General features: G+C 58.2%; 16 protein-coding genes and 2 pseudogenes. 13 read left to right on the top strand and 5 right to left on the bottom strand.

Features of this window, described 5'->3' with window-relative positions; all coding sequences use genetic code 11:
• Window positions 1-29 precede the first annotated feature (29 nt).
• The 8 genes from ACGYLD_RS14200 to ACGYLD_RS14165 all read left to right on the top strand — a co-directional run bounded on the left by ACGYLD_RS14200 (window position 30) and on the right by ACGYLD_RS14165 (window position 5887).
• A complete protein-coding gene (locus ACGYLD_RS14200; protein ID WP_141100289.1) occupies window positions 30-143 on the top strand; it encodes a hypothetical protein in 114 nt (37 codons plus the stop codon).
• A gap of 324 nt (window positions 144-467) precedes the next feature.
• Entirely contained in the window at window positions 468-1469 is a 1002-nt protein-coding gene (locus tag ACGYLD_RS14195; protein ID WP_317388860.1) for an IS30 family transposase, read from the top strand.
• Window positions 1470-1574: 105 nt separating this feature from the next.
• Window positions 1575-2270: a hypothetical protein gene (locus ACGYLD_RS14190; protein WP_227511965.1), complete on the top strand. Its 696-nt coding sequence runs from the start codon at window positions 1575-1577 to the stop codon at window positions 2268-2270.
• Window positions 2271-2634: 364 nt separating this feature from the next.
• Window positions 2635-3162, top strand: a complete 528-nt coding sequence (locus ACGYLD_RS14185; protein WP_185805110.1) for a DsbE family thiol:disulfide interchange protein — start codon at window positions 2635-2637, stop codon at window positions 3160-3162.
• Window positions 3159-3680, top strand: a complete 522-nt coding sequence (locus ACGYLD_RS14180) for a TlpA disulfide reductase family protein (RefSeq protein WP_067631003.1) — start codon at window positions 3159-3161, stop codon at window positions 3678-3680. The genes ACGYLD_RS14185 and ACGYLD_RS14180 overlap by 4 nt, the downstream gene beginning before the upstream one ends.
• Window positions 3681-3795: 115 nt before the next feature.
• Window positions 3796-4497: a cytochrome c biogenesis CcdA family protein gene (locus ACGYLD_RS14175; protein WP_348348220.1), complete on the top strand. Its 702-nt coding sequence runs from the start codon at window positions 3796-3798 to the stop codon at window positions 4495-4497.
• A gap of 4 nt (window positions 4498-4501) precedes the next feature.
• A complete protein-coding gene (locus ACGYLD_RS14170) occupies window positions 4502-5116 on the top strand; it encodes a class I SAM-dependent methyltransferase (RefSeq protein ID WP_394402916.1) in 615 nt (204 codons plus the stop codon).
• 111 nt (window positions 5117-5227) lie between these two features.
• Window positions 5228-5887: a cation diffusion facilitator family transporter gene (locus ACGYLD_RS14165; protein WP_394402914.1), complete on the top strand. Its 660-nt coding sequence runs from the start codon at window positions 5228-5230 to the stop codon at window positions 5885-5887.
• Here the strand turns inward: ACGYLD_RS14165 and ACGYLD_RS14160 are convergent.
• The 3 genes from ACGYLD_RS14160 to ACGYLD_RS14150 are packed head-to-tail and all read right to left on the bottom strand — an operon-like array spanning window position 5871 to window position 8467.
• Window positions 5871-7118 (bottom strand): cytochrome P450, encoded by a 1248-nt coding sequence (locus ACGYLD_RS14160; RefSeq protein ID WP_067631015.1) that lies wholly within the window; start codon window positions 7116-7118, stop codon window positions 5871-5873. The two genes, ACGYLD_RS14165 and ACGYLD_RS14160, sit on opposite strands and share 17 nt — an antisense overlap.
• Window positions 7119-7121: 3 nt before the next feature.
• Window positions 7122-7622: a signal peptidase II gene (lspA, locus tag ACGYLD_RS14155; RefSeq protein ID WP_067631017.1), complete on the bottom strand. Its 501-nt coding sequence runs from the start codon at window positions 7620-7622 to the stop codon at window positions 7122-7124.
• A complete protein-coding gene (locus ACGYLD_RS14150; protein WP_067631019.1) occupies window positions 7619-8467 on the bottom strand; it encodes a cation transporter in 849 nt (282 codons plus the stop codon). The genes lspA and ACGYLD_RS14150 overlap by 4 nt, the downstream gene beginning before the upstream one ends.
• A gap of 72 nt (window positions 8468-8539) precedes the next feature.
• Between ACGYLD_RS14150 and ACGYLD_RS14145 the strand changes: the two genes are divergently transcribed.
• From ACGYLD_RS14145 to ACGYLD_RS14130, 4 genes and pseudogenes are all read left to right on the top strand, one after another.
• Window positions 8540-8869: a helix-turn-helix transcriptional regulator gene (locus tag ACGYLD_RS14145; RefSeq protein ID WP_236627323.1), complete on the top strand. Its 330-nt coding sequence runs from the start codon at window positions 8540-8542 to the stop codon at window positions 8867-8869.
• A 405-nt stretch (window positions 8870-9274) separates the two neighbouring features.
• Window positions 9275-9940 carry a L,D-transpeptidase gene (locus tag ACGYLD_RS14140; RefSeq protein WP_067264455.1) on the top strand — a complete coding sequence of 222 codons (666 nt, stop codon included), beginning with the start codon at window positions 9275-9277 and terminating at the stop codon, window positions 9938-9940.
• A gap of 479 nt (window positions 9941-10419) precedes the next feature.
• The gene (locus ACGYLD_RS14135; protein ID WP_067631023.1) at window positions 10420-10854 is read left to right on the top strand and encodes a CBS domain-containing protein; all 435 of its coding nucleotides are present in this window, start codon (window positions 10420-10422) and stop codon (window positions 10852-10854) included.
• 133 nt (window positions 10855-10987) lie between these two features.
• Window positions 10988-11571 (top strand): annotated as a pseudogene (locus ACGYLD_RS14130) (cation diffusion facilitator family transporter).
• Between the two features lie 656 nt (window positions 11572-12227).
• Here the strand turns inward: ACGYLD_RS14130 and ACGYLD_RS14125 are convergent.
• The gene (locus ACGYLD_RS14125; RefSeq protein ID WP_271694222.1) at window positions 12228-12611 is read right to left on the bottom strand and encodes an ATP-binding cassette domain-containing protein; all 384 of its coding nucleotides are present in this window, start codon (window positions 12609-12611) and stop codon (window positions 12228-12230) included.
• Between the two features lie 318 nt (window positions 12612-12929).
• Window positions 12930-13193 (bottom strand): annotated as a pseudogene (locus ACGYLD_RS14120) (iron chelate uptake ABC transporter family permease subunit).
• A gap of 19 nt (window positions 13194-13212) precedes the next feature.
• Here ACGYLD_RS14120 and ACGYLD_RS14115 point away from each other — a divergent pair.
• A partial coding sequence (locus ACGYLD_RS14115; protein ID WP_394403055.1) for a 30S ribosomal protein S21 occupies window positions 13213-13362 on the top strand: 150 nt, incomplete at its 3' end.

Here is a 13362-nt window from a genome sequence, read left to right as displayed (position 1 = left end):
CCTGTAATCTGGACTATCCGCTGGCGGAGATGTGGGGAGGGCAACTGGAACGCTCTCAAACGCTCGTCTCTGGCGGCAGGTATTGTGATTTCCGGTATGTGCGCGCGGACCGGATGAACCTGAAAGAGACGAAATGCCCATGACCAAAGGCAATATTTTCGCGCATCTCGGTGCTGGATAAAATTCTCGACTGGATCTGCAAAATCTCTTTGGGGTAATCGCGAAACCTCGCGATCCGTTGGAATTACGGATGATCGCCGCGTCTATTCGAAAATGGAGGATCGGACCGATTTTCTCTACGCTTCTGCTGTTTAGAAGATGCGGCTGAGCAAATTGTGTGCAGATGTTTTGATCAGGCATTTTAACATAAACTTCATTATGCGTATTTATACTTAGTGTTGGCGCGCGCTACCCTCAAGCGCGACTCTTGTTAGAAAACAGTAGTTTATCTAATGAGAGGAATCGGTATGGGAGCCGTTTACGACCAACTGAGTATCACAGAACGACGCAAGATAGAACGCTGGAGACACGCTAAGGTCCCAGTTGATGAGATGGCGCGCGTTCTGAAGCGCTGCAGATCAACGATATTTCGCGAGCTAAAGCGCAACCATTTTTCGGACGAAAGCATGCCGGGTTGCGATGGCTATTACGGTGCCGCTGCTCACCTGATGCAAGCGGAACGTCGTGCTCGAGAGCGCAAACTGATCAAACATCCTGAGCTTCGCAAGTGCGTGATCGAGCGTATCAAGAACGGCTGGACACCAGAGCAGATCAGTAACCGTATGATTCACGAACGCGCTCCTCTCAGGGTCTGTCAGGAAACCATCTATCGTTACATCTACTCCAAGGAAGGTCAGCGCGAAGACCTGTGGTGGTATCTACCGACCCACCGTGTCGCCCGCAGACCACGTCGCACCAGAAGGCGCAGAGAACCCAAATTCCACCGCGATGTCAGCATTCTGTTCCGACCCGATGATGTCGCTCATCGCCGTCAGTTCGGTCATTGGGAAGCTGATTTGATGCTGTTTAAACAAAAGCTTGGCCAGTCCAACGTTACCTCACTGGTTGAGCGCGTCAGCCGCTTCACTGTGATCCTGAAAAACCCGAACAAGCGCACCAAGCCGGTCATGGCCAAGATCATGAGCGCCATCAAAGACCTCCCCCTCGTCGCCCGTCGGTCCATCACTTTTGACCGCGGAACCGAGTTTGTCAGTTGGCCCCACCTGCAAGCCGAGATCGGAACCCAGACGTGGTTCTGCGACCCCTCCAGCCCCTGGCAGAAAGGCACAGTCGAGAACACTAACCGACGCCTTCGAAGGTGGTTGCCCCGCAAACGCGATATCCGGCAATGCACAGATCACGATATGAAGGTGATCTGTGATCGCCTCAACAATACGCCGCGCAAGTGCCTTGGATGGAAAACGCCAGCTGAGGTCTTCCGCGAAAAGATGTTGGAGGAAATGCGATGACGCCCCTACCCTGATCCCAACATGAGTCGCAGTTCAGGTATCGCTCACATTGCGATAGTATATTATCGTATATATGCTGGACTCCTCTCACGGAGGTTCCGCAGCATGCACTATCTGATCAAGAAGCTCCTCCCCTCGGTTGCAGTCGCTTTCACCGTGACTGGTCTTTCGCTACCAATGTCCGCCCGAGCGCAGACATACCCGATCGACTGCGCGATCCTCTTGTGTCTGTCTGGCGGCTGGCCCGCTTCCGTCCCTTGCGCCCGAGCTCGCGCCGAATTCATCAGGCGTATCACGCCTTGGCCAGTGGAACCGCCGCTGCAAATCTGGCGCTGTCCCATGGGCGCCTCCTATGAGGGCGATCGGCCACCAAACAACGCTGGCCGTATCTTTGAAGCCTTGTACCGGCCCGACAGCCGTCGACCGCTCCAATCCTTGCCAAGAGACAAATTCGTTCCCGCCGACCAGGCCCTCCGGCTCGTTCAAGATCGGGCGGACATCGATATCAGCGGACCTGAGTTCAATTTCGTACGATCCATCCGTGTCTTTGATGTTCGTTACGCGCGGCAATACGAAGCAGGAAGCGAAGGAGACTGCGAACGCTACGCCACTGTAGTCCTCGGCACTTATGGAACCCAAGGCGATTTCTCATGGCAGCGATCTTCTATAACTGCCCTGCCTGAGGCCCATGTGGGACTTGAACGTTGGGGCCAGAATTGCCCGGGTATCTATCACCGATCTGTCTTCGTCGATTGGCGTGACTATGATGGCAACTACGACTTCGAACAGGTGAACTACTAGCGCTGGCAAAGACAGCTTTGCCATCATGCTGCGAGAATTTGAGCGTGCTGAGTTGCTCAAATACCGGCTTTTCGCTGCTTTCGGTGCGCATGTCCGGAGAGCGGACGAAGGGGCCGTTCAGAGGTCTGAATTCAACGGCCTCTTCAGATACCGACCTTTCACTGATTTCTTACGAATCTAAACAGTAAGTATGGCTCGGGTCTGCGAAGCCGCGGCCAAGCCTCCCCCATCGTTCGGCATTGTGATCGGCGACGGTTTGCTTCATATCAGCGGTTGCTGATACCCTATTCCTTCCAAGCATTGATGGCAGGCTATGAGTTCGAAGGATAACCAAGAAAAGCGGCGCCGGAGCGGACGGCCGCTCATGATTTTGCCTATTCTTCTGTTTGGGTTGCTGGGCGTAGTCTTCTACTGGGGCCTCTGGAACAACGACGACCGGTTGCCCTCGACGCTGATCGGAAGACCAATCCCGGAATTCGCGCTCCCGCCCATCGAAGGGCGGCAGGACGGCCTAGGCTCGGCGAACCTGCAAGACCAGGTTTCTCTCGTCAACGTCTGGGCGTCGTGGTGCGTCCCCTGCCGCACGGAGAACCCGCTTCTCGTCGATCTTGCCGAAGCGGGCACCGTTCCGATCTACGGTATCAACTACAAGGACGATGCCGAGGAGGCGCTGGGTTTCCTCGAAGAGCTCGGCGATCCCTTCACCCGCATCGGCGCGGACCGATCAGGCCGCGTTGCGATAGACTGGGGCGTCTATGGAGTGCCGGAAACATACATAATCGACGCCGAGGGGCGCATTGCATACAAGCATGTCGGCCCCTTTGATCAGGCCTCGCTTGAGGAGGACATTCTGCCGGTCGTGCGCCGGTTGCAGGCTGAGAGCGACCCGTGAGGCGACGTGACGTCCTTGCCGGAGTCTTGGCGCTTGCGGCAAGCCCTGCCTCCGCCCGACCACCGATCCCTAATCACGGGACTCCGCGTGATCTCCTGTCGCCGCCTTTCGTGGATGGAGATGGACGGGATCTGACGCTGGCGGACTTCGAGGGACGTGTCGTGCTTCTGAACATTTGGGCGACTTGGTGCCCGCCTTGTCGCGAGGAGATGCCGACGCTCGACGCGCTGCAAGCGCGCCTCGGCGGATCGGATTTTCATGTTCTGCCGCTGTCGATCGATCGGGCCGGTCTCGAACCTGTGCGCCGCTTCTACCGAGAGACCGGCATTCGCAACCTCGATCTCTATATCGCGGAGGATACGCGCGCGATGCTGGCCTTGGCCGTGGTGGGGCTGCCGACAACGATTCTGATCGACCGCATTGGGCGCGAGCGGGGGCGCCTCGCAGGCCCGGCCGAATGGAACAGCCCCGAAGCCGTTGCGCAGATAAGCGCTCTTATTGACGAACGTAAGCAATAGGACATGGAAAAGCACGACGACCGCGCCAGCCGTTCCGCTCCGTGCGCACACGTGGTGGCGGTCTACCGATCAGTTTGGAGATGTGGATTTGATTGAACTTTCCGTTCTTGGACTAATGGCGGCATTGCTGGCCGGTGCCGTTTCCTTTCTGTCGCCCTGCGTGCTGCCGCTCGTGCCCGGCTACGTATCCTACGTTGCCGGACGTACGGTCACCGGCAGTGCAGCGCCTTCGAAGGGGCGGGCCGTCTGGCTCAGCTTCTGTTTCGTCCTTGGCTTCTCCACGATATTCATCGCGCTTGGGGCCTCTGCCACCGCGCTCGGTCAGACGCTGCTGCAGTGGCGCTACGAACTCAACCTCGTCGGCGGCGCGATCGTGATCCTGTTCGGTCTGTTCATGATCGGGGCAGCGCGCCTGTCGGCCATGGAGCGCGACCTGCGTTTCCATCTCGACCTGCCGGGCGGGCAACCGGTCGCCTCCTACGTGCTCGGACTCGCCTTCGGTTTCGGCTGGACACCGTGCATCGGGCCGATCCTCGGTGCCATCCTAACCGCCAGCGCGACAAGCGCGACGATTGGCGAGGGCGTCGCATTGCTTGCCGTCTACTCGGCCGGCCTTGGGATCCCGTTTCTGGTCGTCGCGGGGTTCACCGACAGTATTGCCGGCAGGCTGCGCGGCATCGGTCGTTGGGGTCGCCGCCTGCATCAGGCTGCGGGCGGCGTCATGATCCTGATGGGCCTGGCGATGATGACCGGGCGGTTGAGCGCACTGGCCTACTGGCTGCTGGACACCTTCCCTGTCCTTGCGCGGATCGGGTGAACAGATGCGACTGTACGAGAAACATATCCTCCCTCGGCTGACGCATCTGGCGATGGGCCAGGATCAACTTCTTCCCTACCGGCGCCGCGCCATCTCCGGCCTGCATGGGCGTGCGCTGGAGATCGGAATCGGCTCGGGCCTGAACATTGCGCTCTACCCCGAGGCCGTGCGCCAGATCATCGGTATTGATCCGTCGCCCGAACTCCTCTCTCGGGCCGCGCAAACCTCCCATGGACTGATGCCCGCGGCCGAGATGATCGAGGGCGTGGCCGAAGCATTGCCGCTCGAAGATCGCAGCGTCGATTGCGTCGTCGCCACCTGGACACTCTGCAGCGTTTCGGAACCGGAGAAGGCTCTCGCCGAGATCCGGCGCGTTCTCAAGCCGGATGGCGTCTTCCGCTTCGTCGAGCATGGCCTGGCGCCCGGACCCCGTATCCGGCGCTGGCAACGCTGGCTGACGCCTGTCTGGAAACACTGCGCCGGGAACTGCCATCTTGACCGCCCGACGGCCGACTTGATCGAGACAAGCGGCTTCCGCATGGAGCGGCTCAACACCGGTTACGCGACAGGTCCGAAGCCCTTGGTTTTCATGTATGAGGGACAAGCTCGCCTCTACTGAGGAAGCTTGGAAACAGGACAATCTCGGCTTTCGATCCGTGGCGCAACTGATGGCAAGGTAGCCAATTCTCGCCTCGAACTTTCGCCGAAAATTTTGCGGTGATGAGATGTTATGAGCAGTCATCAAGATAACCGGCAGGCCAATCTGACGCGCGGCATCCGGGTCGAGATCGCCAGCCTCGTCTACAACATCATCGAGGTCGTCGTATCCGTCACCGTGGGACTTCTGACCGGCAGCGCAGCGCTGGTGAGTTGGGGCCTCGACAGTACGGTCGAGGCCACCTCGGCTGCGACTCTGATCTGGCGCTTGAAGAGTGAGGTGGACGGTGCCGACAAGCGCACGGTCCTGCACCGCAAGAAGGTCGCGCTCTACGTGGTTGCCTGTGCCTTCTGGATCGTCGTCGCGGCGATCCTCTACGAGGCGGTCTCCGCCTTCATTTCGCAGAAGGCGCCGGGCTTCAACTGGTGGGGTATCGCGATTCTGGGTGCTTCGCTCGTGGCCAACCCGTTCCTCGCCTGGGGCAAGTATCGCTACGGCAAGCGGCTCGATGCGCCCGCCCTGAAGTACGATGCCAAGGACACCATGATCTGGCAGTATCAGACGATCGTGGTGTTGGCCGGGATCGGTCTGACGCAATGGATGGGCTGGTGGTGGGCCGACCCGGTGGCGGCGCTTCTGATCGTGCCCTACGTTGCATGGGAGGCGTTCGAGGCCACGAAGGATGCGCGGTCGGTCGATCCGGACGAGGGCGAAGCTACTGCCGAGGCCTGACGTTACGCATGATGAACCGAGATTTGGGCATGGGCGGCAGTTCTCCGGTTTCCAGATCCAGATCCTGATCCGGCACTTCGTAGTCGATGGCGTTCACGAAGAAACTGCAAAACGCCTTCATCTGGCTGATCGCGATCCACTCGCCCGGACAACGGTGGTTCCTGTGGTGATCGCCACCGCCCTGCGGAATGAACTCGTAGGGAGTGACCTCCCGATCGTGAAACCGCTCGGGCCGGAACTCTTGCGGCGCGTCCCACGAACGAGCGTCGGTATTCGTGCCGTAGAGGTCGAGCAGAACCCTGTACCCTTTGGGAAAGCGATGTCCGCGCCACTCGAAATCGCTCTTCACCCGTGCCGCAACCGCGGGAAAGAACGGATACAGACGGCGGACCTCTTGCACGAAAGGTTCGAGCTGTCCCTCGTCGTCCTTCAGCTTTTGCCGCCACTCGGGATGCCGATGTAAAGCATGCGCCGCCTGAACTATGAACACGGATACCGCGACGGTCGGGCGCAGGACATTCAACAGCTCTACGGCGGCCACCCTGGGGGTCAACAACTCCCCATCGAGATCGCGCCATGTCGCGATGATATGAAGGGCACTTTCCTGCGTCGGCTGAAGCTCACCATCGCGGACCTGTTGGATTAGCCGTGCTGCCCATTTTTCCAGGCGGTGGCGCGCCAGACGCGCGCGCCAGTGTTTGGGGCCAAGGGCCCCGGCGTCCTGAAAAAGCGCTGTAAGCTGCGCCGTTCGGGTCGCCACCTCAGCTTCATTAAGCGGCACCCCGGCCCAGGCGCAGGCAGCTCTTGTGAGCATTTCGCGCACTTCGTCATAGAGGACGACCTCGTTCCTCGCCTCCCAGTCCGGCGCATAGTTGTCCAACATGTGAAGCGACGTGCCCTCAAGCGCGGCGATCCGCTCGGTCCCCATGAGTGACATGAACATCTTCTTGCGGTGCTGGTGGGCAGCGCCGTCCAATCCCTGAACGCCGCCTTCTCCCAGCAGGGACTTCTGTATGCGGCCTGGCATCGAGCCTGCGCGGATCAGCCGGTCTTCCCGATAGAAGGCTTCTGCCGTCGCCGCGCCGGTCATGCAGATCGTCTCTTGAAGGAGGATGCGGGTTTCGAACAGGTCTGTGTCGAGTGCGCGGCAGGTCTCCGAAATGAACCCATATGGGTTGCGCAGCAGGGCAAGTGTGCTGTCAAAGCCTTTCGCAGATGGTATGCCGAACATGGGTTACACCCCCGTTGTGTTTTCCTTGCGTTGACCCTGACCAGGCTTGTCCGTCGCAGAGCGGAAGCTGTCCCAGAACAGTAGGGCCGCGCCGCAGAAAATCGCCACATCCGCAAGATTGAAGGACGGCCAGTGGTATGTTCCGTAATGGAAATCCAGAAAGTCTGGGACGGCCTGATAACGCAGCCGGTCGAGGACATTGCCGAGTGCGCCGCCGATGATCAGACCGAGAGCGGCAGCCGTCAGCCTGTCCGGCGCGCGCCACAACCAGATCAGCAGCCATAACACGATCACGCCAGCAAGCGCGATGAGACCCCACCAAGGCACGATCCCGCCCAGCATACCGAAGCTGACTCCATCGTTCAGAACCCGCACGAGATTGAGAAAGGGTAGAACCTCGACGCCGCCCTCAAGCGCAGGTGTGTTCAGGGCAAGCGCCTTGGTGCCCTGATCGAGGGCGAACGCCGAGATGGCGCAAACTCCGCCTAGAACGCGGCTGTTCATGCAGTCGTCTTCAGATCGGCCCGCGCATCGCGAATGATCGCCCAGGACGAGTGCAGGAATAGCCCGGCGATACCGAAGGCAACGATAAGGTCGGGCCACGCGCTGCCCAGCCAGGCCACAAGACCGGCGGCAACGACAACCGCCGCATTGCCGATGGCGTCGTTGCGAGAGAAAAGCCAGACGGCCCGCATGTTCGCGTCGCCCTTGCGGAACGGCAGCAGCGGCAGAACGGAGATGACGTTGACGACAAGGGCAATCATGCCAAGCAGGCCCATGAGACCCGCATCCGGCGTCGTCCGTTCGAAGACCCGGACGATGGTCGTGCCGAGGACGCCGAGACCGAGGAGCCCGAGGAAGATGCCCTGGATCAAGGCCGACCGTGCCCGCCAGGCGAGGCTCCAGCCGATGGCCAGCAGGCCAAGGAAGGTGATCGCGCCGTCGCCGATGAAATCGAGCGCATCGGCCTTCACGGCCTGTGACCCGGCGATGAACCCGCCGATCATTTCAACGACACCGTAGCCCACGTTCAGGATCACGACGATCCAGAGCGCGCGTCGGTAGGCCGGGTCCTGATGGGCGGGATTCGGCGGAATGTCTCCATCGCCCTCGATCCGGTCGAAGCCGTAGCCGGTCACCGCAACGGCCTTTTCGATGTCCGGCAGGCGCCCTTCGGGTGCAGCCAGTGTCATGATGTGGGTTGCGGCCGACACTTTCACATCGCCGGGCGCTACCCCGGCCGACTGTGCCGCCCGCTCGATCTGTGCAGCATCCTTCGCGCAATCCATGCCGGAAACCCGGTATCGAAACAATGGCGCATCTGCTATCTCGTTGTCTGTGTTGGCCATGATCGCGGCTTTCCTGCTAAAGTGGATAGAAGATTCTATATATCAGCGAGAAATGATATGGCGCAAATCGTTATGGAAGACAAGACCACCACTATTGAACAGCGCGCGAAATTGCTTCGCGGCTTCGCAGATACCAGTCGTTTGACGATTCTGGACGCCTTGGCAAAAAGTCCGTTCGTCGTTCAGGAGCTCGTCGCGCACACGGGACTAACGCAGCCCAATATCTCCAATCATTTGCGATGCCTGCTGGAGTGCGGGCTTGTCGCCAGCGATCGAGATGGACGGTTTGTTCGCTACCGTATCAGCAATTCACGTATCACAACGCTATTGAGCGATGTAGATGCTCTTCTTGATGTCGTCGCAGAAGGGGTTGAGGCTTGTGACAACTATCGCGAGACGTGATTCAAGATGTCGTGGCCTTCGGCCAGGTCGTTACATCGCTCCGGTTTGGTCGTTCTTTAGATGTAGTTCTTTCGACGTGAGACACAGTCGAGATGTTACCGCGAAGGTTTTTTCAACCAATGGCGAACATCGGCCCCGCACCCAGAATACCGGATAGTCCTGCGGTGACGGGCCACGACCGAATTGCTGGCGGACTGGTCTGTTCTTGTCTAAGTAAGAACACGAAAGCCCCGGTTCGACCTCAATATTTCTCTTGAACCTACAGTAGCTTTAGGAGTTAGGGCCGCAGACGAAGAACGGCATTCGAGTCAAACAGGCCATACTGCTTCAGGCTTTCCTTACTGAACGGCAGAGTGGCCTTGTTTAAGCTTAGTTTGCCTACCTAACGTTGAAGGAGTAAGAATGATGCTGACAAGACGACATTTTCTCCAGACCAGCGGTGCGCTGTTTTCTACTCCAATCGCTGGCCCGCTACTGGCAGCCACCCGGCCCACCAAGGAGGAGAAGGCCGCCTGGGACGCGCAGGTCACACCTCCCGCTTTTGATCCAACTACGTCAAACCCGTGGGGCCTGCACCCGCGCTTTTTGCCCCAGCGGGTGGACGCTAAGGACGGGCTTGTTCCGGGAGACGTCCACGTCGATGCCGTAGCGCGCTACATCTATCACATCGAAGAAGGGGGAACTGCGATGCGTTACGGTGTGGCGATCGCCCGTGGTAACCTGTACGAGCCCGGCACGTATACGATCCAGCGAAAAGTGGAATGGCCAAACTGGACGCCGACCCAAAACATGATCGCACGCGATCCCGAGCTCTATGGCCCGGTTGCCGACGGTGTTGACCCTGGCCCAGAAAACCCTCTTGGTTCGCGGGCGCTTTACCTTTTTGAAGGCAACCGAGACACCTATCTACGCATTCACGGGACGCCCGAACCAAGAAGCATCGGCGGGCGCGCGAGTTCGGGGTGTGTCCGCATGGTCATGGCACATATCAACCATCTATACCCGAACGTCAAAACTGGTTCGACGGCGTTCCTGTATTCGGCAGAAGAAAGCGTGACCCCGCGAACGTGATCTACGCCCACCCAGTTTGCACTGGTCAATATCTCACGCCGAACGCGTAGTGCAGATCGGGTTGCCACCTATTGAGCAGAGCGGCACCAGTGTCGTTTTTGCTGGACCGCTGTGCTCATGCCAGTAACACCCATCCTCGGAACGAAGCCGAGCTGTAGTGGGGTCCTGACTAGGGGCAGCTAGGTTAACGATTTGTTCGGGAAGGTTTCCAACCGCGTCTACCCGGACAGACTTGTGGCTTGAAGCTACAGTAACTGTAGTAACTACATTTCCTTGGAAGCGATTCGAGGAGATACCTGATGTCCCTTGCCGACCTTTTCCGACCTGGACCGAAGAGAAACCAGCGCTCCAAGTACTGAATTATCCAAATTGTGGCTGCTGCACGGCTCGCGCGAAAACTCGCCACTCAGCGCGCTGAAAGGAACTTGAACACCCGTCTTTCGGTTTCCACCCTAGTAACCAAAACAAGGAGTAAGATCATGCAAGTTCACGAAATCATGACCAGCAATCCAACATGTTGTAGTACCGACACTACGATTCAGGAGGCCGCAAAGCTGATGGATGAAAAGTCGGTCGGCGCGATTCCCGTGATCAATGACGCCGGTGAGCCGGTCGGCATCATTACGGACCGCGACATCTGCTGTGGTGCCGTCGCAGAGGGAAAGGCAGCCGACACGCCGGTTTCTGACGTCATGTCGGATGACCTCCTGACAGTCTCACCTGATGAGGACGTTAAAAGCTGTTGCAGCAAGATGGAAGAAAAACAGGTGCGCCGCAGCGTGGTTACAGACGAAAGCGGCAAATGCTGTGGGATCGTGGCTCAAGCGGACGTGGCACGGGAAGCCGACGGCGCGGAAACAGCCGAATTGGTACAGGAAGTGTCGCAGCCAGAGAAGAGTTCTGGCTGCTGCTGACCCAATGGCACATGGGATCCCGAGTGACCGAACCTGTTGCGAATAAGTCCGGTCTGGCTGCACATGTTGAAAGGAAGTCAAAACGCGGCGCTTGACCGCGTTTTGATCTGCCGAACAGATAGGAAGTTGCCTGATGGCCCACGATCACGCCCATATCGACCTCGAGTCCGGCGACCGTCGAGTCTCCATCTCCATCTGGGCCAACGGTCTTCTGACCGTCGCGCAGATTGTCGGCGGCATCCTATCCGGCAGCCTCGCACTGATCGCGGATGCTCTGCACAATTTCTCGGATATGGCATCGTTGGTGATCACCTTTGCCGCTCGGAAAATCGCGCGGCGGCCTGCGGACGCGCGCATGACCTTCGGCTATGGGCGGATAGAAATTGTCGCAGCGCTCATCAACTACACGACCCTTATCCTGCTCGGCTTCTACCTGATCTACGAGGGTGGCATGCGCATGATCGACCCGCCCATCTGTGGCAGATGCAGGAGCACAAGGCGGCTTTGGACTGCCACATCGTGCTGACAGCGGACGGCTGGCGTTAAATCGAAAATATCAAGACGGCAATCAAGGACCGGCTGAAGGACGATTTTAGCATCGGTCATTCGAGTTTGGAATTTGAGCACGAAGACCGAGCCCATGAGAACGCCGACCTTTACGGTCACGGCAGGCCGGAAGAAGACGAGAAAAACCATGTTAACCAAGACACTGGCTGATCATGACGAGATGATTGCCCTTGTCGGCGAAGGCAAGCTGAGCGAAAGCGATCTGAAACGGATGCACGTCCTGCTTCAGTAGCGTCTGCAAGAGACAAGCAAGCTAGGGCCGAGACCTCAATCTCACGAGGTTCGAAGCCGGCGCATAGTCGCGTTTGGCTCTGTGAATCTGGCCTACTAGGTCAGATAAGAAGATGGTTCCGCGGAGAGGGGTGAGCCTAGCCGGAGGCAATCAATCGGCAAGCTGGATCGTGATCTAGTCCTCCCGCTTCTAAGAACGATTAAGAGGAGGAAGACCTTAAATGGACCCAAAGTTTTCGAAATCCGGCGCTACGTGGGGATATATCCTTTCCGCCCAAGGTAGGCCGTCCGCCAAACGGCAGCGACAAGAAATTTCGCTGCATGGGGTAATTGAACAGGTTTGGTGTGACCAGTTTGAAGGGCAAACTACGCGTCCTCGAAAGCATCTCATCCAACGAGAGCAACTGCTGCTGTCGCTAAATCAAGGGGATAAGGTCGTTGTGACGGCACCAGAATGCTTGGGATTGTCAGAACGTGACGTGAACTGGTTTTTGACAGAACTCGCCATTCGCGGCGTGCTTCTGTTGGTCCATTCCGGAACCATTGTTGTTGATCCGGGTGGATCGAAAAGAGACCTAGCTGCTGTAGTTGGCCGATTTCACAGCAAACTGCGGGCATGACACTGGAACGCGGAGAAACCGCTCAACAGCAATTTCCGCCAGCTTGAGATCATTATGAGGTAAAATGATGACCGAGCATTCTGTATTCACCTGATTTAGGTCATGCCAAGCGAGGATCATCACAGCTCCGCTTTCAGCAGCATAGGATTGCAAAGCCTCCGATACCTCGTATTGGAGGCAAAGGTCGAGCGCGGAGGTGGGCTCGTCCATGAGGACAACCCGCGGCCGCGTCACCAGCGACTGTGCGATCGATACGACCTCACGTTGCCCGCCTGACAGTTCCGGCAATTGCCGCTCAGCAAGAGCGGTGATGCCCAATCTGGCCAATACGTCGTTCACGGCCGTTAGCTCGGAAGTAGAAAGGCGTCAACCGCTCCCACCGCGCTTCAGCGCGAGTATGATGGATTCGTAGACCGTCAGCGCTGCATTCATCCCCGTATCCTGCGGCATGTAGCGCAAGTCCTCCGTGGCTGCATCGCTGAAGCGCACAGTCCCTGCCCCCCGCATCTGTCCTGCGATGCGCCGAAACAGCGTGGACTTACCAGCCGCATTTGCCCTCACAAGAGCCGTCACTGCCTCCTCGAATTGGCGGTGTTGTTGCCTTGCTGAGGACCTCATGCCGACCATAGCGCGCAACGAGGTTTTCAAGTTGCAGCGTCACCATGCTTTGCGCCCCTTGGTCAGAATAAGAGCGGCAAAGAAGGGAGCGCCCACCAATGCCGTGACATTGCCAATGGGCAGGACAGCGCCGAACAAGGCCTTCGAGAGCACAGATGTGGCCGAAAGGATCAGCGCGCCAGCTAGCATTGCTCCGGGCAAGAAGAAGCGTTAATCTTCCCCTAAAAGAAGCCGTGCCACATATGGACCGACAATGCCGATGAAACCGATCGTACCGACGAAGGAAGCCGGCACGGCCGCCATGAGTAATAGTGTTATCCATATGCAGGTCAGTGTCCGCGATAATAATGTCGATCAGGCTCTTCGGGTTTTAAAGAAAAAGCTTCAAAGCGAAGGAGAGTGTCCGATCTTCTGTGTAATTGCGATCTGGTCCATGCTTCCTGAGAGGAGCAAGGACGATGACCATATCCAA

It is taken from the genome of Sulfitobacter sp. 1A12056, assembly GCF_043558125.1.
GTDB lineage: Bacteria > Pseudomonadota > Alphaproteobacteria > Rhodobacterales > Rhodobacteraceae > Sulfitobacter > Sulfitobacter faviae.
Note: the sequence above shows the minus strand (reverse complement) of the source record. Positions and strands in the feature narration are given on the sequence as shown.